15 protein-coding genes and 1 pseudogene are annotated in these 19,730 nt (G+C 58.3%); 11 read left to right on the top strand and 5 right to left on the bottom strand.

From position 1 onward, the window contains the following. The first annotated feature begins 10 nt into the window (after positions 1 to 10). The 3 genes from efeO (E3O56_RS18910) to efeO (E3O56_RS18900) are packed head-to-tail and all read left to right on the top strand — an operon-like array spanning position 11 to position 3,374. Positions 11 to 1,213, top strand: coding sequence for an iron uptake system protein EfeO (gene efeO / locus E3O56_RS18910; RefSeq protein ID WP_248128761.1), 1,203 nt, complete (start codon positions 11 to 13; stop codon positions 1,211 to 1,213). Between the two features lie 13 nt (positions 1,214 to 1,226). Then, positions 1,227 to 2,531, top strand: a complete 1,305-nt coding sequence (gene efeB, locus E3O56_RS18905) for an iron uptake transporter deferrochelatase/peroxidase subunit (protein ID WP_032875125.1) — start codon at positions 1,227 to 1,229, stop codon at positions 2,529 to 2,531. A gap of 24 nt (positions 2,532 to 2,555) precedes the next feature. After that, the gene (gene efeO / locus E3O56_RS18900) at positions 2,556 to 3,374 is read left to right on the top strand and encodes an iron uptake system protein EfeO (protein ID WP_078821413.1); all 819 of its coding nucleotides are present in this window, start codon (positions 2,556 to 2,558) and stop codon (positions 3,372 to 3,374) included. 69 nt (positions 3,375 to 3,443) lie between these two features. Here efeO (E3O56_RS18900) and pssA read toward each other — a convergent pair whose 3' ends face one another. After that, positions 3,444 to 4,787, bottom strand: a complete 1,344-nt coding sequence (pssA, locus tag E3O56_RS18895; protein WP_223018254.1) for a CDP-diacylglycerol--serine O-phosphatidyltransferase — start codon at positions 4,785 to 4,787, stop codon at positions 3,444 to 3,446. 125 nt (positions 4,788 to 4,912) lie between these two features. Here pssA and E3O56_RS18890 point away from each other — a divergent pair, with 125 nt between their 5' ends. After that, positions 4,913 to 5,464 (top strand): TetR/AcrR family transcriptional regulator, encoded by a 552-nt coding sequence (locus E3O56_RS18890; protein WP_005788500.1) that lies wholly within the window; start codon positions 4,913 to 4,915, stop codon positions 5,462 to 5,464. Positions 5,465 to 5,520: 56 nt separating this feature from the next. After that, complete coding sequence (locus E3O56_RS18885) at positions 5,521 to 6,000, top strand: nuclear transport factor 2 family protein (RefSeq protein WP_032875113.1); 480 nt, start codon at positions 5,521 to 5,523, stop codon at positions 5,998 to 6,000. 62 nt (positions 6,001 to 6,062) lie between these two features. On the opposite strand, the gene E3O56_RS18880 is transcribed toward E3O56_RS18885, so the two are convergent. Further along, the gene (locus E3O56_RS18880) at positions 6,063 to 7,220 is read right to left on the bottom strand and encodes a PQQ-dependent sugar dehydrogenase (RefSeq protein WP_248128759.1); all 1,158 of its coding nucleotides are present in this window, start codon (positions 7,218 to 7,220) and stop codon (positions 6,063 to 6,065) included. A 12-nt stretch (positions 7,221 to 7,232) separates the two neighbouring features. Next, positions 7,233 to 7,547: a hypothetical protein gene (locus E3O56_RS18875; RefSeq protein ID WP_078821416.1), complete on the bottom strand. Its 315-nt coding sequence runs from the start codon at positions 7,545 to 7,547 to the stop codon at positions 7,233 to 7,235. A gap of 184 nt (positions 7,548 to 7,731) precedes the next feature. On the opposite strand from E3O56_RS18875, the gene E3O56_RS18870 reads away from it, so the two are divergent. Together E3O56_RS18870 and ligD are read left to right on the top strand one after the other, a co-directional pair. Then, positions 7,732 to 8,571 (top strand): Ku protein, encoded by an 840-nt coding sequence (locus tag E3O56_RS18870; RefSeq protein WP_248128758.1) that lies wholly within the window; start codon positions 7,732 to 7,734, stop codon positions 8,569 to 8,571. Between the two features lie 24 nt (positions 8,572 to 8,595). Then, positions 8,596 to 11,115 carry a DNA ligase D gene (gene ligD, locus E3O56_RS18865; protein WP_248128756.1) on the top strand — a complete coding sequence of 840 codons (2,520 nt, stop codon included), beginning with the start codon at positions 8,596 to 8,598 and terminating at the stop codon, positions 11,113 to 11,115. 19 nt (positions 11,116 to 11,134) lie between these two features. Here the strand turns inward: ligD and lpxO are convergent, their stop codons facing one another. Further along, entirely contained in the window at positions 11,135 to 12,034 is a 900-nt protein-coding gene (gene lpxO, locus E3O56_RS18860) for a lipid A hydroxylase LpxO (protein WP_032875099.1), read from the bottom strand. A 264-nt stretch (positions 12,035 to 12,298) separates the two neighbouring features. Further along, on the bottom strand, positions 12,299 to 13,636 hold the full coding sequence (locus E3O56_RS18855) for a Wzz/FepE/Etk N-terminal domain-containing protein (protein WP_103735219.1): 1,338 nt from the start codon (positions 13,634 to 13,636) through the stop codon (positions 12,299 to 12,301). A 338-nt stretch (positions 13,637 to 13,974) separates the two neighbouring features. Between E3O56_RS18855 and E3O56_RS18850 the strand changes: the two genes are divergently transcribed. The 4 genes and pseudogenes from E3O56_RS18850 to E3O56_RS18835 all read left to right on the top strand — a co-directional run bounded on the left by E3O56_RS18850 (position 13,975) and on the right by E3O56_RS18835 (position 19,631). Beyond that, positions 13,975 to 14,361, top strand: a complete 387-nt coding sequence (locus E3O56_RS18850) for a TIGR03067 domain-containing protein (protein ID WP_032875090.1) — start codon at positions 13,975 to 13,977, stop codon at positions 14,359 to 14,361. A 94-nt stretch (positions 14,362 to 14,455) separates the two neighbouring features. Beyond that, positions 14,456 to 14,977 (top strand): annotated as a pseudogene (locus tag E3O56_RS18845) (hypothetical protein). Between the two features lie 279 nt (positions 14,978 to 15,256). After that, complete coding sequence (locus E3O56_RS18840; protein WP_248128755.1) at positions 15,257 to 15,679, top strand: YqaA family protein; 423 nt, start codon at positions 15,257 to 15,259, stop codon at positions 15,677 to 15,679. Between the two features lie 109 nt (positions 15,680 to 15,788). After that, the gene (locus E3O56_RS18835; protein ID WP_248128754.1) at positions 15,789 to 19,631 is read left to right on the top strand and encodes a hypothetical protein; all 3,843 of its coding nucleotides are present in this window, start codon (positions 15,789 to 15,791) and stop codon (positions 19,629 to 19,631) included. Positions 19,632 to 19,730 lie beyond the last annotated feature (99 nt).

Here is a 19,730-nt window from a genome sequence, read left to right as displayed (position 1 = left end):
GGACCGTCTCTTGTCCAACCCAACCCCTCAATCGGCCCCGCCATCCCGCGCCTTGCGCTGGGGTGTGGCCGGCTCGGTGGTGGTGATGATCGCCGCCGGTGGCCTGTTCTACTACGCCTCGCAATTGGCCGCGACCAAGCGCCAGACCAACCACAATGAAATCGCAGTCACGATTCACAGCCACGCCTGCGAGCCCAACGCCCTCACCGTGCCGGCCGGGCGCGCAAGCTTTCGTATCATCAACCGCTCCGACCGTGCGGTGGAGTGGGAAATCCTCGACGGTGTGCTGGTGGTCGAGGAACGGGAAAACATTGCCCCAGGCCTGAGCCAGGTGATCAACGCCAACCTGTTGCCCGGTGACTACGCCATCACCTGTGGCCTGTTGAGCAACCCGCGTGGCACCTTGCATGTCACCCCCACCACGGAGTCCGACGCCCAGGCCAAGGCCAAGCCGTCGATGGTGGCGTTTATCGGCCCGTTGTCGGAGTTCCGTGTGTACTTGAGCGGCCAGAGCGGTGCACTGATCAAGGCGGTGACGGCGCTGCAACAGGCTATCGACGCCGGTGATCTGGCCCAGGCGCAGGCCCTGTATGTGCCGGCCCGTGAGGCGTATCAGCGCCTGGCGCCTGCCTCTCAACGCCTGGCCGAATTGGATAACGCAATCAACGCCCGCGCCGACTACTTTGAAAAGCGCGAGCAGGACCCGGCCTTCAGCGGCTTCCATCGCCTCGAATACAGCCTGTTCCAGCAACACAGTCTCGACGGCCTGGCGCCGGTCGCGCAACGCCTGGTGGCCGACGTCACCAAGCTCAAGCAACAGTTGCTGGCGCAATCGCTGCCCCCAGAGCAACTGGTGAGCATTGTGGTACGCAACCTCAACAGCCTGGCGGATGTACGTGCCCGCAGTGGTGAAGAGGAGCGCTACAGCCATATCGATCTGAACGGCTTTGCCGCCAACCTGGACGTCGCTCGTAAAGTGGTCGACTTGATGCGCCCGCTGCTGGGCAAGTCCGCAGCCGGCTTGCTGCCCGATATCGACAGCGCGCTGAATGCCTTCGACGCCGAACTCGCTGCATTCAAAGTCGGCAATACCTACAGCACGTACGACAGCATCACCGCCGATCAGCGCCAGCAGATCGCCGACAAGGCCAAGGCACTGGCCGCCGCACTCGATGGAATCGACCCCGCCCTTGGCCTTTCCGGCCTGCAGTGAGACGAACGCATACATGAGTGATTCAGAACAGCTAAACCTTGCGCGTCGCCGCGTCCTGCTGGGCATGGCGGCCACCGGCGCGGCCATCGCCGGCAGCACCTTGACCTGTCCGGCCATGGCCGCAGCGGCCGAGCAAGTCACCAGCGCTCCGCGCAGCGACAAGACCCACGACCACCAGGCTTTTTTCGGTCAGCATCAGAGCGGCATTGTCACCCCGCGCCCGGCCTGCGGCATGGTGGTGGCCTTCGACGTACTGGCCAGCGACCGCGAGGACCTCGAACGTTTGTTCCGCACCCTGAACGAGCGTATCGCGTTCCTGATGAGCGGCGGCACCGTGCCGCAGGTCGACCCGAAACTGCCACCCACCGACTCCGGCATCCTTGGCCCGGTGGTTACCCCAGATAACCTGACCATCACCGTGTCGGTCGGCGAATCGTTGTTCGATGAGCGCTTCGGCCTCAGTGCCGTCAAGCCCAAGCGCCTGATCCGCATGGTGGGTTTCCCCAACGATGCACTGGAGCCGGCGCAGTGCCACGGCGACCTGAGCCTGCAGTTCAGTTCCAACACGCCCGATACCAACATCCACGCCCTGCGCGATATCGTGAAAAACCTGCCTGACTTGCTGCTGGTGCGCTGGAAACAAGAAGGCAGCGTGCCGCCCCAGGCCCCGGCCAAGCCCGGCGAACCGGCGCAGAGTGCGCGTAACTTCCTGGGTTTTCGCGACGGTTCGGCCAACCCCGACTCCAACGATGCCAAGGCCATGGACCAGATCGTCTGGGTGCAACCGAGCAGCGACGAACCCGCCTGGGCGGCCCATGGCAGTTACCAGGCCGTGCGTATCATCCGCAACTTTGTCGAGCGCTGGGATCGCACCCCACTGCAAGAACAGGAAAGCATCATCGGCCGCGTCAAACCCACCGGCGCCCCCATGGATGGCCAGCATGAAACCCAGGTGCCGGACTACAGCAAAGACCCGCATGGCAAGTTGACCAAGCTTGATGCGCACATCCGCCTGGCCAACCCGCGCACCCCGCAGACCCAGGCCAACCTGATCCTGCGGCGGCCGTTCAACTACTCCAACGGCGTCAACAAAAACGGTCAGCTGGACATGGGCCTATTGTTCATCTGCTATCAGGCTGACCTGGAGAAAGGCTTTATCAGCGTGCAAACGCGGCTCAACGGCGAACCGCTGGAGGAATACCTCAAGCCGGTCGGCGGCGGGTATTTCTTCACCTTGCCCGGCGTCACCGGCCCTGAGGATTTCATCGGGCGCACGCTGCTTGCTGCAACGCACTCCACCACCCCTGCCAAGACCTGAAACACACCAGAGCGGAATGCCCCCATGAAGAAGTCGTCTATCGCGTTGTCGTTGTTAATGAGCCTTGCGCCGCTGGCTGCCTTCGCCGCTACCGCGCCGCTCGACCTGGTAGGCCCGGTATCGGACTACAAGATCTACGTTACCGAGGAAATCGGCGAACTGGTCACCCAGACCCAGGCGTTTACCAACGCCATCAATAAAGGTGACCTGGCCACCGCCAAGAAGCTCTATGCGCCGACCCGCGTGCACTATGAGGCCATCGAGCCGATCGCCGAGCTGTTCAGCGACCTCGACGCGTCCATCGATTCGCGTGTCGATGACCATGAAAAAGGTGTAACGGCCGAAGACTTCACCGGTTTTCACCGGATTGAATACGCGCTGTTCGCGCAAAACTCGACCAAGGGCCTGGAAGCACTGACCGCCAAGCTCAATACCGATGTGAACGATCTCAAGACGCGGGTCGATGGCCTGACCTTCCCGCCGGAAAAAGTCGTCGGCGGCGCTGCGGCGCTGTTGGAGGAAGTCGCTGCCACCAAGATCTCCGGCGAAGAAGACCGCTACAGCCATACCGACCTGTATGACTTCCAGGGCAACATCGACGGTGCGAAGAAAATCGTCGATTTGTTCCGTGGCCAGATCGGGCAGCAGGACCAGGCGTTCCTGGCCAAGGTCGATAAAAACTTCGCCACCGTGGACAAGATCCTGGCCAAGTACAAGACCCAGGATGGCGGCTTTGAAACCTACGACAAGGTCAAGGACAACGACCGCAAGGCCCTGGTTGGCCCGGTCAACACCCTGGCTGAAGACTTGTCGATGCTGCGCGGCAAGCTGGGTTTGAATTAAAGGCTACCGGCAAAAAAACACCCAGGCCCTGTTGAGGGCCTGGGTGTTTTTTTGCCTGCGGGATAACGGCTACAAAATGCGGTACAGCAAACGCTCAATGCGCACTCGGCTGACCCGACGCAGGAATTTACCCACTGCCGGCGGGTAATCAACCAACGTCTGCAATTGCTGGTAGCCCTGGATACGCGTGGTGTGCTGGAAGATCTGCGCCAGCTCGGTATGTCGCGGCTCCAGCCATTGGCCCTTGGGGTCGTCGATCAGCAAGCCGTTTTCCAGGTCGAGGCGAAATGCCCTGGGGTTGAGGTTGTTGCCGGTCAGCAAGGTATAGCGCTGGTCAACCCACATGCCCTTAAGGTGGTAGGTGTTGTCGCCATCGCGCCACAGGTGCAGGTTCAACTGGCCGCTGTCGATCATCGGCTGGTGACGCTTGGCAAAGCGCCGCAGGCTGATCTCATACAGATAAGGCAAGGCCGCGATCACCTTGAACGGCTCGCTGGGCGGAATATAGAAGTCGTTGGCCGTCTTGTCGCCGACCACGATGTCGATCTTCACCCCACGTGCCAGTGCGCGGTTGATCTCGCGGGTCACCGGCAACGGCAGGTTGAAATACGGGGTGCAGATGGTCAACTGCTGCTGGGCGCTGGCGATCAGCTCCAGAATGACCCGGCTCAGGGGGTTGTTCTTGCCAACGCCGAGCAACGGGCTCACCGAGAGGTGACCATTGGGCAACTGCCCGGCCGTGGTGTCATAGGCCGCGTGCTTGAGACGGCTGCGCAGGTCGCCGATATCGTTGCGCAGGCTGCGGGTGGTCGGCGGGTTGGGCAGGTCCAGGCGGTGCACGGCCTTGGATGCCACCAGGCCGTGCTCGATCAGGTGTTGCATAGAATCGGCCAGCACCTGGCTATGGATCAGGTGGTAACGATCAAAGCGGTACTTGTCGAACTTGTGCAAATACACATTGTTGAGGCTGGCGCCGCTGTACAGCACGCTGTCATCGATCACAAAGCCCTTGAGGTGCAATACGCCAAACAGCTCGCGGGTTTGCACCGGCACGCCATACACCGGCACTTCGCTGGCGTGGCTTTGCGTCATGGCCTGGTACCAGGCGCTGTTGCCCGGCTGCTTGCCGGCGCCAATCAAGCCACGCTGGGCGCGCAACCAGTCGACCATCACCACGATGTCCAACTCCGGCCGTGCCGCCTTGGCAGCGTGAAGCGCGTCGTAGATCTCCTGCCCCGCTTCGTCGTGCTGCAAGTACAAGGCGACGATGTAGATGCGACGCGTCGCCTGGGAGATTTTTTCCAGCAGGCAGCGACGATAGGCATCGGCGCCGGACAGCACCTCGATGGCCTCCGGGGACAGCGGGAAACCGCGTAGTTTGGGCAACAGGGAGCGTTTGAAGAACGACGGCATAGGGCTCGCAATGGGTCGAATCCGAAGAGGTCCAGAGCTTACACCATGGGGCTGCTCAGGTCTCGCCGTACGGCATGGAAAAAAGCCGGTTGACCAAGAAGAACGATCGTTCTACTGTAATAAGCATGAACGACATAACCCGCGACATTATCCTCGACGTCACCGAAAAGCTGATCTATCGCCATGGCATCGCCGCCACCGGCATGGACTTGCTGGTAAAAACCGCTGGCGTATCGAGAAAAAGCATCTATCGCTATTTCGCCAACAAGGACGAGTTGGTGATTGCCGCCCTGCAGCGTCGCGACGAACGCTGGATGCAGTGGCTGCGCAGCGAAGTGGAACGCAGCGACAACAGCGGCGAGCGCTTGCTGGCGCTGTTCAGCGCCCTGAAAAGCTGGTTCGGTTCCGCGGATTTTCGCGGCTGCGCCTTTATCAACACCAGTGGCGAAACCGGCAACGCTCAAGATCCGGTGCGTCTGCTGGCCAAGGCCCATAAACACAAACTGTTCGAGTACGCACTTGAACTGTGTCAAGCACATGGCACCCCCGACCCGCAACAGCAGGCCGCGCAACTGCTGATCCTGATCGATGGCGCCATTACCGTTGCCCTGATCATGGGTGATTCAACAGCTGCCGATAATGCGCAATGCATGGCGCGAACGTTATTGGGACTTTGAATTCTCGGAATTGGCAACTTCTATCATTCAACCCTATTGTTTTAAGGAGCCACCCCATGTCAGCCAATGCACAAGCCCGCCCGCCCCTACCGCCCTTTACTCGCGAGTCAGCCATCGAAAAAGTCCGGCTGGCCGAAGACGGCTGGAACTCCCGCGACCCAGAACGGGTTTCCCTGGCCTACACCCTGGACACCCAGTGGCGTAACCGCGCCGAATTCGCCCACAACCGCGAAGAAGCCAGGCAGTTCCTGAGCCGTAAATGGGCCAGGGAACTGGATTATCGATTGATCAAGGAGTTGTGGGCGTTCACCGGCAACCGCATCGCCGTGCGCTATGCCTATGAGTGGCATGACGACTCCGGCAACTGGTTTCGTTCCTACGGAAATGAAAACTGGGAGTTCGATGAGAACGGCCTGATGGCCAACCGCTTTGCCTGCATCAACGATAAGCCGATCCAGGAAAGCGAACGCAAGTTCCACTGGCCGCTGGGGCGTCGCCCGGATGATCATCCGGGCTTGTCAGACCTAGGGCTGTAGCTCTCTTACCCTTTGTAGGAGCGAGCTTGCTCGCTCCTACAAAAAGCGATTACCGAAAGGCATCAGTCCTGATTCAGCCCGACCCGATACAACACTCCATTATCCTCATCCGTCAGCACATACAGAAACCCATCCGGCCCCTGCCGCACGTCACGAATTCGCGCTTTCAACTCGCCCAGCAAACGTTCCTCGTGAACGACCCTGTCACCCTCGAACTGCAACCGAATCAACTCCTGAGTGCCCAGCGCACCGATAAACAGATTGTGCTGCCACACCTTGAACCGGTCGGCGTCATAGAACGCCATGCCGCTGATGGCCGGGGACTTCTCCCAGACATGATGGGGCTGCACCGTGCCTTCTGCCGTTTTGCCCTTGGCTTCGGGAATCGGTAGCAGAGAGTAGTTGATGCCGTGGGTCGCCAGCGGCCACCCGTAGTTCTTGCCGCGCTCGATGATGTTCACTTCATCGCCCCCACGCGGCCCATGCTCGTTTTCCCAGATCGTGCCGCTCCACGGGTTCAGCGCCAGGCCCTGTGGGTTACGCTGGCCGTAGGACCAGATCTCGGGACGTACACCGGGTTGACCGACGAAGGGGTTGTCATCCGGTACGCGGCCATCTGGATAGATGCGCACAACTTTGCCTTGCAGCTTGTCCAGGTCCTGGGCGGTCGGGCGGTCGTTGTTCTCGCCCAGGGTCACGAACAGATAGCCGTCACGATCGAACGCCAGGCGCGAGCCGAAGTGGTTGCCGGTAGACAGCTTGGGCTCCTGGCGCAGGATCACCTTGAAGTCCTCCAGGCCGCTCATGTCAGCGGACAGGCGCCCGCGCCCCACAGCGGTTCCGGCTTTGCCATCCTGCCCGCCGCCTTCGGCGTACGACAGGTAGACCATACGGTCCTGCTTGAAGTCGGGTGACAACACCACATCCAGTAACCCGCCCTGCCCCTTGGCCCAGACTTGCGGCACCCCCTTCAACGGAGCGGAAAGCTTACCGTCGGGGCTGACAAATCGCAGGTACCCGGGAAGCTCGGTCACCAGGAAGCCCTGCTGATCCGGTAGAAACGCCAGCGCCCATGGATGATCCAGGCCTTTGGCGATCGGCGTGACGGTGATGCTGCCTTGCTCGCTGGGGAACTGCTGGCTATCGGCGGCATAAACGGTGGTCAGCGGCAGCAGCGTGGCGGCACAGACAGCCGCTAGCAGAGTTTTGCGTAGAAACATAAGGCGAAGTCCTTACCGGCGATTGCCGTTGGCATCATAGGTGGGTGCTTTGGTTTCGGTGGCCGGGCGACTGGGAGCTACGTCGCGCTTGGGATACGTATTGCCGATTCCGCGGTTTTCCACGGTCGGCCGAGGGCCGGTGGGCGCAGTCTGGATACCGCCGGCCGCAGGTGCATTGGGCTGAGTGCCCTGCATGCTATTGGGGTTGGCCCGGTGAATCGGGCTGTTATTGGTGTCGTATTGGCCCGGCAGGTTTTGCGCCTGGGCCCAAGGCGCCAGGGCCAGGCCCAGCGCAAGTACTGCAAGATAACGTACATAAGCATTCATGACGGAGCCTCTCTATGCCGAGTACTACGTGCTTTCGATAACACGCTACGCCATGGGTTCGGCTTGCGACACTAAATAGTTTCTCATCAGGTGTAACACGATCTGTCCGAGCATCTGCCCGCCGAAACTTTTGCCGCGGCCTGCGAGTCACCAGAACAGGCTCACTTTTTAAGGAATCGGAGTTATGCCACGGGCAATCTGGAAAGGCGCTATCAGTTTCGGTCTGGTTCATATCCCGGTGTCGCTGGTCTCGGCGACATCTTCCCAAGGCGTTGATTTCGACTGGCTGGACAAACGCAGCATGGACCCGGTCGGCTACAAGCGCATCAACAAAACCACGGGCAAGGAAGTCACCAAGGAACATATCGTCAAGGGCGTCGCCTTTGAGAAGGGCCGTTATGTGGTGATCAGCGAAGATGAAATTCGCTCGGCCCATCCGAAATCGACCCAGACCATTGAGATCATCGCGTTTGTCGCCGCTGACCAGATCCCCCTGCAAAACATCGACACGCCCTACTTCCTGGCGCCGGACAAACGTGGCGGCAAGGTCTATGCACTGCTGCGCGAAACCCTGAAGAAAACCGGCAAGGTCGCCCTGGCCAATGTGGTGCTGCATACCAAACAGCACTTGGCCGCGTTGATGCCGCTCGAATCGGCCCTGGTACTGGTGATGCTGCGCTGGCCCGCAGAAGTGCGCAGCCTGGACGAGCTGGAACTCGGTGCCGATGTAACCAAACCGACCCTGGCCAAGGGTGAATTGGACATGGCCAAGCGCCTGGTGGAAGACATGAGTGCAGACTGGCAACCCGATGAGTACCGCGACAGCTTCCAGGACAAGATCATGGCGCTGGTGGCGAAAAAGGCCAAGGCCGGCAAGATCGAAGACGTGGAGTCGAGCCAAGACAGCGAAGAGCGCAAATCCGCCGACGTTATCGACCTGACCGAACTGCTTAAACGCAGCCTGGCGGGCAAACCCGCGGCGAAAAAGCCCGCCGCGAAGAAATCCAACAAAAAGGCCTCTTGAGCCTGCCATTGACTGGAGCGCGATATGGCAAAGCCCCTGAGCGAATACAACCGCAAGCGCGATTTCAAGATCACCGCCGAACCCGCCGGCAGCTCACCCGCCAGCAAGCGGAAAGCCTCGGCGCTGAGCTTCGTGATTCAAAAGCATGATGCGCGCAACCTGCATTATGACTTTCGCATGGAACTCGACGGCGTGCTGTTGAGCTGGGCGGTGCCCAAGGGCCCGAGCCTGGACCCAAGCCAGAAGCGCCTGGCGGTCCACGTTGAAGACCACCCCCTGAGCTATGGCGGTTTCGAGGGCAGCATCCCAGCCGGCCAATATGGCGCAGGCGATGTGATTGTGTGGGACCGAGGTATCTGGCAACCCCATGACGAGCCGCGCAAAGCCTATGCGGCCGGCAAGCTCAAGTTCACGCTGGTGGGCGAAAAACTCGCTGGGGATTGGACCCTGGTACGCACCCGACTCAAGGGTAGTGGCGACAAGGAGCAGTGGCTACTGATCAAGGAAAAAGACCAGCAGGCACGCCCCGCTTCTGAATACGATATTGTCGACGCCGAGCCTGCCAGCGTGCTCAGCGATGCGGTGGTCGGCACGCCCAAGGCCAAGGTCCCAGTCAAAAAAAAGCCAGCGCCAAAGGCCAAGGCCCGCACGCAAGTGAGCGCCATACCCGAAGAATTTGCCCCGCAATTGGCGACCTTGGTCGATCGCGCCCCCGAGGGCGATTGGAGCTACGAGATCAAGTTCGACGGTTATCGCATTCTCGCGCGCATCCATGACGGTCAAGTGCGCCTGTTCACTCGCAACGGCCACGACTGGACCGAACGCCTGCCGCGCCAGGCCAAAGCCTTGCAAGCCCTCAAGCTCAAGGACAGCTGGCTGGATGGCGAAGTGGTCAGCCTCAACGGCGACGGGTTGCCGGATTTCCAGGCGTTGCAGAATGCCTTCGATATCGGCCGCAGCCTGGACATCGTCTATTACCTATTTGATGCCCCCTTCCTGAACGGCCGTGATCAACGCGAAGATCCGGTCGAGGAGCGTCGGGCTGCGCTTAAAGCTGCGCTCGCCGGCAGCAAAAGCAAACTGCTGCGTTTCTCCGAAGCCTTTGCCGCCAACCACCGCGATATTTTCGAAAGCGCCTGCGACCTGGCGCTCGAAGGCGTGATCGGCAAGCGTGCAGGCAGCCCCTATGTGTCCCGCCGCAGTGCTGACTGGATCAAGCTCAAATGCCGCCTGCGCCAGGAGTTTGTGATTGTTGGCTACACCCGCCCTCAGGGTTCGCGCAGCGGGTTTGGCGCGCTGCTGCTGGCCGTCAACGATGAAACCGGGCTGGTATATGCCGGGCGTGTGGGCACCGGATTTGATCAGGCCACGTTGAAATCCATCTACGCCAAGCTCACGCCATTGGAGCGCAAGGACTCGCCCTTGCAAAAGCCTTTGACCAGCACCCAGGCCCGTGGCGTGCATTGGGTCGAGCCGCGCCTGGTGGGTGAAGTGCAATTCGCCGAATGGACGCGTGAAGGCGTGGTGCGCCAGGCGGCCTTTGTTGGGCTGCGCACTGATAAGCCTGCGTCGCAGATCATTCATGAACAGCCGCGTGCGGCAAAGTCGGTCAATGCTTCGAAGAAGCAGAAAACCGATAAAGCCGACATAGCGGTGAAGAACGTGAAAATCACCCACCCCGATCGCATTATCGACAAGCACAGTGGCACGCAAAAACAGCAATTGGCGCAGTTCTACGCCGACATCAGCGAATGGATCCTGCCGTTCCTGCGCGGTCGTCCTGTGTCGCTGCTGCGCGCACCCGAAGGCATCGAAGGGGAGCAGTTTTTTCAGAAGCACTCCGAACGCCTGGCAATTCCCCACATCAAGCAACTGGATCAGGCCCTGGATCCCGGTCATGCACGCCTGATGGAGGTAGACAGCGCAGAGGCGCTGGCCGGCGCCGTGCAAATGGGCACTGTCGAGTTGCATACCTGGGGCGCCACTACGGACAAGATTGAAACCCCTGACCTGTTCGTCCTGGACCTCGACCCGGACCCGGCCCTGCCTTGGAAATCCATGTTGGAAGCGGCCGAACTGACCCTGTCGGTGCTGGATGAGCTGGGCTTGCAAGCCTTCGTCAAGACCAGCGGCGGTAAAGGTCTGCACCTGATCGTGCCGCTGGCCCGGCGTGATGGCTGGGACGCCGTCAAGGCATTCGCCAAGGCCATTGCCCAATTTATGAGCCAGCAACTGCCCGAACGCTTTACCGCCACCAGCGGCCCTAAAAACCGTGTGGGCAAGATCTTTATCGACTACCTGCGCAATGCCCGTGGCGCCAGCACTGTGGCGGCATACTCCGTGCGTGCACGGCCGGGTCTGCCGGTATCGGTGCCGGTCAGTCGGGAAGAATTGAAAGGATTGCGCGGGGCCCAGCAGTGGACGGTGGCGAACCTGCATGAGCGTCTGCAGGGGTTGAAGGGCGACCCATGGGCCGGCTATGCCAATCGGCAGAAAATCGGCAAGAAGATGTGGGACAAGCTGGGCGCAAAACCACCGCAGTGATTCGCGCCCGGCACAGGGTTCAGATAAGAATGAAGATCAGCGCCAGACCGGCAAAGATCGCCCATTTTTCCAGGTAGTAGCGTGTGCGGTTGCGCTTTTTGAGCTCTTTGCCGCGCAGGCGGATCTTGTACAAGCGGGTAAAGGCGCGGTTGAGGCCGCCGGTCTTGTCGCCATCATCATTGGGCGAGCCTGCAGCGGCCATTACATTGCGGCTGAACCAACGGTTGAATGCCGCCGCCCAGCGGTACTTCATCGGGCGTTCGATATCGCAGAACAGAATGATGCGGTTCTGCTGGGTGGTGTTTTCTGCGTAGTGAATGTAGGTCTCGTCGAACATCACCGGCTCGCCGTCGCGCCAGTAATAGCTCTCGCCATCCACATTGATGTAGCACCCTGGGTCGTTGGGCGTATCGAGCCCCAGGTGATACCGATAGGAGCCCGCGTACGGGTCACGGTGGCGCACCAGCTTGGAGCCCGGTGGCAGTTCGGCGAACATCGCGGCCTTGATCGAGCCGATCCCTTGCACCAACTCGGTGGTGCGCGGGCACAGCTTCATCGCCGAAGGGTGGCTGTCGCCATACCACTTGAGGTAAAAGCGCTTCCAGCCCGACTTGAAAAACGAGTTGAAACCCACGTCGTTGTACTGATCCGAACGTTTGATCTCCCCGGCCCGCATCAGGTTCTGGCCTTCCTCGCGGATCTCTTGCCAATGTTCCTGCAGGGGGCTCAGGTCTGGAAAATCGCTGGGCGACAGATAGGGACGGCTGGGCTGCTTGGAGAACAAGTACAGGAAACAGTTGATCGGCGCCAGGAACGTCGAGTGATCGCTAAGCTGGCGACCCAGCTTGTGTCGCACCCGACCACGCAGGTGTACATACGCAATGGAGGCAACGTAGAGAGCAACAATGATGAGTTTCAAGGGATTCGTCACAAGTCAGGGAGAGAACAGGCTGCTCCTGCGGGCCCACAACGGCCGAGGATGGATATGCAGCACCTGAAATCACAATTCACGTACAGGTGACACGGCAGGCTGGGCGACCTGCGGCGTGTAACCATTGGCCGTTATTTAGCCATACTTTGTAACCAAAGGTTAACTAAGAATTGTGAAAAGCTGTCTACTGAGTGTGCTGGGGAAGGGAACAGGCGGGCGTTCCCGCCCACCTGCTTAAAGGTTTTGCTGAAATTATTGCGGGGTGTCCTTAATCTCGCGGCGGGGCAAACTGCCGTCTCCCAACGCCGTAAAGGGTACGGCCTGGCTGCGGCTGCGGATGAAGTAGCGAATCAGCGCGATCATGAGTCCCACCAACAGGCCGCCCACCAGACTCAAAGCAATGATCAGCGATTTTTTCGGTTTGATCGGCGCCAGAGGCTCTTGGGCGCGGCGGTCGACCGTTACCAGCTTGAGGTTGCTCATGTCGATGTTCAAGCCACGCAGCCTGGCAACTTCAGCACGAAGCGGCTCGACGTCCTGCAGGAATATGTCCTCATTGCCGCGCTTGCGCAGCACCTCGACTTCGCGGTTGCTTTCGAGCAGTTGCAAATCCTTGCCGATCTCGGCAATTCGCGGGTTGGTGAAGTCATCGCTGGTGCGCTGTTGCAGCGCAGCGCGTTCGGCTTCCAGAGCCTCGGTGCCCATGAAGTACAGCGGGATCTTCTGATTGTTCACCTCTGTGCGCATGACCTGGCTCGACCCACTGCGCGTGGAGTCCGCCATGGAAGATGGTGTCGTCGGGGTGCGGATGCCCATGGACTTGGCAATGGCGATGGCTTCCGCCAGCTCGGCCAGGCGATTGGTACGCTCCATCTTCATCTGCAAGCGCAGCGCGCTGAGCTCATCCTGCAACTGGGCACGCTTGAGTCGGTCAGCCTCAAGCAGCTTGGCGATCTTGGATTCCTTTTCCGTATCGTAGTTGTCACGGGCGGCGTCGATCTTGCCTTTGAGTTCGCTCAAGCGGTTATTGACGATCACCTTGAGGTCGGCGCCAACCTGCTGACGCTCGGCGGCGATGGCGTAGTCTACAAAGCCGTTGAGGATCGCGACACCATCAACGTCTGTCGGGTATTGCAGTTCCAAGCGAATATAGCTGCTCAGCGAGTCTGATTTCTTCGGGTCCGGCAAGATCAGGTTGACAGAGTTTCGATTGAACGCCTCAAAGCTTTGCTCAAGGCTCTGCCCCGGCTTCTTGAACGCCTTGAACAATTCCTCGTGTTCCTTGAAAAATCCCAAGCGCGCCTCGTAAGAGTCTAACTGTGCTCCCACTTTCATCAGGGCGTCAGCGGGAGGCAACTTATAGACTTCCGAACGGTTCAACGCATCCAGTTCATTGATTGCCGCAGGCCGCAGCACACTGCTGACTTCATAAGTCTTGGGTGCCAGGAACGCGTACCCTGCCCCTAATACGCCCACCAGAAGCGTACATCCGACTACCAGCTTTTTTTGTCGCCAGATGGCGTGAAACAATTCAAACAAGTCAATTTCATCAGACGCTACGGAGGGCGGGAGCGGGGAAGTGCGATTCAAAATAAGAACACCTTAAAATAATACTAAAAGGCCATCATTCTCAGAAACCTAAATGGCTTCAAAAATCAGGGACAACGCCCTGGATACGCCGGACCGGTGGCGATGTGACCACTTAGCCAGCCGAAATATCCCACATTTCCAAGGATTATTTCGGTTTTATATCGAGGAGTAGTACAAATGGCGCAGCATTGTCGGACTTGCGCGCTTGCAAGCATAGTCAATAGAACATCAAAATGCTGTCAAATAGCTGTCTTCTAAAGAAAAAACTTATCCGCCTACGTCGTGGTTGCGTACCTGATGCAACGGGGCGCTTCCCTGATCAGCAATAAGGAATTTGCATGCTGTCTGTTTCAACTCTCGATTTACGCGGCTTACAAGGCACCTGGGAGCAGACTGCCCTTGAAGACAGTGGCATCCTCAACCCCGCCGACGCCCACAGTGCGCCAGGGGCTATTACCACCATCACGGGCGATTGCTTCGAAGTGACCACCGTCAATGGTGATCAACTGCTGGCGGGCCGTTTTTTCCTGGATGCCAGTACCACGCCCAAAAGCATTACCTGGATTGACGCTATCGGCGATGACGCGGGCAAGCAGCTTCCCGCCAGTTACCGGCTCGACGGCGATGATTTCGTATTTATCGCAGCGGATGAAGGCATGCCCAGGCCCACCGTATTCAGCACCGGCCCTGGGCAAACCATGCGCACCTTTGTGCGGCGCTCATGAGTTACCTCTGTAATTAGATGGACTCGCCCAAGCCGAGGCGTCTATGCGCCACGGTGGCATTCTTATAGAAGCCAACGACAGCGAGGGCGAGCCCATGAAAAAGCATACGACGATCAATCAGTCTTTGTCAGCCGATGTATCTACTTGCGTAAACGTCGCGGTAGACCTTGCCAAAAAGGTCTTCCAGGTGGCCGGTGAGAATGCGCTCGGCCAGGTGATATTCGAGGATCGGATTAAGTCACGAGAGGCCTTTCAAACCTTTCTTCTTAAGCTTCCAGCAAGCGTGACGGTGCTGGTGGAAACCGGGCCAGGTGCTCAGGCATGGGCGCGATTACTGCAAGCATAGGGCAATTTCGGCAAGATGAGCAAGAAGGGTGATGCGTATTTGCGCAGCCTGGCGGTCCAGGGGGCCCACGCCGTGTTAAGACAGGTGCGACCGGATTCAGAACAGCCCGACGACCAGTGGCTACAGCGTTGGGTATCTCGCATAGGGCGCAAGGAGGCGGCGGTGCGTTTGGCCAACCGCAACCTGCGTATCCTCTGGCGGCTCTTGCAAAACGACCAGACTTATCGACGTCAGCCAGGCAATAGTCAGGAGGCTGCGATGAGCCACTGATTTACAGAGTTCTGCCACCGGGGCGTTTAGCCGCTCCAACCCGTGCTAACGAACATTGACCCCTGGTCAGACCGTCGCGAATTGATGCCTGTGCTCCTACCGGCCCTTGAGGCCTTTTTGTAATGGGCAGATCGCGAGCTGATCCAATGTTGGCCAGAAGCTGTTTGGAGCTTCCTCGGATAGGCCTGATACATAGATGCAACCGGGTACCAATGTTTGAAAAGCGGGTTGAAAGTGGGGGCGAGTCCATACATAGCCGACTACCCGGCCCACTGACCGGTGCTGATGGGTTACCTGGGGCTGTTCGGCGCGGCGTTTGGCGCCGCAACGTTATTGCCCCTGCAATCTGAAGCCGTGCTGGTCGGCCTGCTGATCAGCGGGCATTACAACCTGTGGCTGCTGCTGGGTATCGCCACGTTGGGCAACGTGCTGGGGTCGGTGGTCAATTGGCTGCTGGGGCGTTCGGTAGAGCGCTTCAAGGAACGGCGCTGGTTTCCGGTGAGTGCCAAACAGCTGGATAGAGCCCGCGGGCATTACCTGCGTTGGGGGCATTGGACGCTGTTGCTCAGTTGGGTACCTATCATCGGCGACCCGCTGACCTTGGTGGCCGGGGTGATGCGAGAGCCGTTGTCGCGTTTTTTGCTGCTGGTAACCCTGGCCAAGGGCGTGCGTTATAGCGCGCTGACACTCATTATTCAGTAGCTGACCGCTCGTCGCCACTGTCATTTCTCACAGCTAGACGGTGACCACTCTCTCATATTTGCTGACCCTGTTTGGCACGTTTCTCAAATCAGCCTGAAGGGTCACCACCATGTCCGATAAACGCACAGACAGTCCACCCATCCTGCACCCACCACGCATCGCAGACCTGGAGCCGCCGCCCTACAACGACAACACTGTACGTCCCCTTCCCGAACTTCTGGCTGATGTAGGGGTTGGCATACGCAGCCTCGAAAACCGTTTGCTGATTACCTTCGAGAGCTGGACCACGAAGAACGTCGGCGATTCTTACGAATGGTATATGGGAGATCGGCGTTTTCCGGTCGCCTGGGGGGAAATTGTTGCTGGCGAGGAAACGCAAAGACGCTACCAACTCTCGGTACTACGCGAGCATGTACCGCTAGGTATTGTGTACCCCTGCTATGGCCTGGTCAGGCGTAACGGGTCTGGCACTGAAAGTACATCGGAGGAAGAAACCTGGTTCCTGAAAGATACCCGGCCAGGGGGCGTGGATCAGGACCCAGGACTCCCCTACCATTCGGCGCTGGTCCTTCACCTGCCAGAGGACTTGAGTGGCTCAGATGCCGTACTCGACCCCGAGCGCGCACGTGATGGTGTGCTCATTACCATTGATCACTACCCAGATGCATTTGTAGGGGACACCATCGAGTTGTATTGGAACGGTCGTTTGGTAGAGCTGCAGTTGGACGCGGATCAGGCCGAGGGACTGACGCCTATCGAGGTGTTCGTCCCGTGGGAGGTCATCGAATTGGGCGGTAGCGGTCTGTTGACTATCCGGTTCCGGATCTACGACTTGGTGCTGAACTTCTCAGGGGAAGTGCAGCAGTGGTCTCAGGTGGTAAACCTGAACAGTAACCTGGATCCAGACGCACTCATGCGCCCCCACTTTTTGGTGGATGGAACAGACAATAATAACGTCGATTTCGACCAGTACGCAGAGAGTCACTTCGAACTCGAAGTGGTTGCGCCCACACGGCTCCCGAATGGCTCCCCAACGCCAGCAGGCACTCAGATCGTAGCTACCATCGTGGGTACACGCGAAGATAAAACGAAAGTCACCATCCCATTGCCAGCGTTTGCTGCCCGGCCCGGGCGTTCGGCATATACCACCGTCGAGAACAGCATCCTCGAAGACCTGATCAACGGCTCGATGCAAATCTCCTATACGCTGCAATTCCCGCTAGGCACTGAGATTGGCTATTCCCAAAGTCTGTCTGTCACAGTTTTTGGTACTGTTTCCAACATGCCTGCAGTTGAAATCGAGGAAAACGAAGGCGGCTTGATCGATCCGACCGTCCCCTACCTCAAAGTCAACTTCCCGGCCTTCGTGCCATACAGTCCGAACTATCCCGTCACCTTGCGCTTTGAGGCGCACCGACCCGGCGGCGGCCTAGTGTTTTATGAACAAACCCAGCAGGCCGGCGACCCACCACCACCCACACGCTTTCGGATTGTGACGCCGGCAAATTTCGCACAGTTCGTCGGGCTCGGGCCGATCGACGTCTTTTATCGCGTCAATGACGGTGTGAACACGATACAGGAAGCCGATGTGCTGACGGTGCGCGAATCCGAGCACCTGATAGTAGAAATAGGCGAACGTCGCGCCGACCTGCCTGCGCCGCATATTGAGGGCGTAGATGAAAATGGCAACCTCGATCCGGCCGATGTGATCTTCCAGGTCAATGTCACTCTCCCCTATGCCTTCCAACGAGGTGACACTGTCGTGTGGCGCTGGGTAGGCTCTGGGGTGGGTGGCAGCACAGGCGACACGATTAACGTCGTGGTAGGAGGAGAGATTTCGTTTCCGGTAGATCGAAATTATGTCGACGTGAATAACAACGGCTCCATTCGCTTGAGCTATTCCCTCATACGCGGCAACACAACACTGCGCTCTGAGACGCTTGACGTGACGGTCGGTAAAGCAATAGGTGAGCTGTTGAGGCCGGAAGTGCTTGAAGCCTCACGAGACCCAGACCAACTAAGGCCGGAGTCCGCAACGACCGGAGCAACGATTGAAGTATCGTTTCTGAACATGTCACCCAGCGACCGGATCCTGGCAGTGTTCAGCGGCGTACCGGGCATTGGCACTTATGAAGAAACCAAGAATGGCAACACCTCAAGAACAGTGCACTTTGACGTACCGAGCGAAGTAGTAGGCGCCAACATTCTTTCCGAAGGCCGCCAGATTCCCGTGCAGTACTTTGTGCTGCGCGGCACGCGGAGAATACCGTCGCCCATACTGGATCTGCTGTTACTGCCCCTGACCACGCTACCGATCCCCACCATCGAAGGGCATGATAACCCGGTATTGGTAATTTCCCAGCTTACTGGCCGGGAGCGCACCCTGATCAATATCTGGCCGTTCATTCACCGGTTTCAGCGGATGTGGATGCGATATGAAGGTATCTACGACGATGGCGCGGATTACATTGAGGATACCTACAGCGAGAACCTGGTAACGCCTGAGGGCGAGAGTCAGGGCATCATGCCACCGACGCCGCCGGATCTGCGCAGACTCAAGGATGGAATGCCGCTGTTCATCGATTTCTGGGCCAGTTTCGATCGTAGCACCAACAAAGCCAATGCAGTGCACTTCCGTCGGCGCACGTACACCATTCAGGCATTATCAGGAGATCTTCCCCACCCGTTTATCAATGGCACCACCGATACAGGGCCGAATGTGACAGTGGACCCGCTGCCCATTCAACACAATACGACGGCAACGGTTCGCTATGACGGTATGAGTAGCCAAGATTTCATCACGCTTTACTGGTTTTTTGCCGACGGCACCTCTTATTCAACCAGCCAGAATGGGCTGGATGGAGGCACGGTAGTGTTCAACCTGACCTCGGCCAAGGTCTTGCACCATAGTGTGAACAGTACCGTGTGCTTGAAGTATTCGGTGGTGAGCACGGGCGTGGCTGACCCACGCCCGTCGCAGGTGCAGACGGTGAAAGTCAATACGATTCCGGCCACGGACTTACCGCAGCCACTCATCAACAGTATTATTGATGGAGGCACGCTGAACCTGGGTAGTTTTACCGGCGACGCCAAGGCATCAGTGGATAAGTGGCCTTTGAGCGACAAAGACCAACTAGGGTGGATGATACTCAGCAGCGACGGTATAGAAGATCTACTGGTGATGGAGGGCGAACTGATCAGCGCCACGGAGGCCGCCAATGGTTTGAGAGATAAAGCTGTGCTGCGTAGTTGGTTGGACAGGGTGGCAAATAATAGCCAGGTAACGTTGAGTTTTTACGTGGCCTATAATGGTATCGACGATCAGAGCCGGGCAGTTGAGTTTCCAAAGACGACCTATACCATCGTCGAGTCTAAACCTCTTATCATTGACACCTCAACCATGTACCTGAATGGCTGGCACTTCAACTCCACAGGCGCATTGCAGATTGCTGATTTTCCTGGAGCCGCACTTACTCGTCAGCCAGCAAGTGGAACGCCTCCTTATTACTATTCAATTCGACCACAAAACTCTCCAGTAGCAGTTGTAGATGCCAATGGAAACGTCAGAAGCAAAAGTAACGGCACCACTCGAGTCTACGTGAGGGACAGTGCGAGTCAAGAGGTCAGCTATCCTGTCACAGTATCAAACTGCTGGTATGTAGTTATATTGGCCGGTGACAAATATCCCTTTGGCCACCACAACTTCAGTGAAAGGGTCCAACCACCGTATACGCAAATCCCGGAAGATAAATGGCCTTCTATCTACACGGCGTATGGCCAGGTACCTATCAGATGGAGTGGCGGGATCCAACCCGCTTGGATAACTCCTGTGGTTCAGGGTGGCAGGTCTAAAACCTATAACATGTATACGGGAGTCAGCCAATCCGCGGGCGTTAACGAAAACATCAGGTACGCTTTGGCCGTACTTCCTTCAATTTCATCAGGGAACTAGCCCCAATGTAAAATAAAAATATCAGGAGAACTAGAGGGGGCAGTTCTATTTAACCGTAGACTGTCCCTTTTTTCAGGGTGAATGGCAGCACTCAGCAAA

Source organism: Pseudomonas sp. W2Aug9 (assembly GCF_023127755.1).
Classification (GTDB): domain Bacteria; phylum Pseudomonadota; class Gammaproteobacteria; order Pseudomonadales; family Pseudomonadaceae; genus Aquipseudomonas; species Aquipseudomonas synxantha_A.
This window is presented reverse-complemented; position numbering and strand designations above follow the sequence as displayed.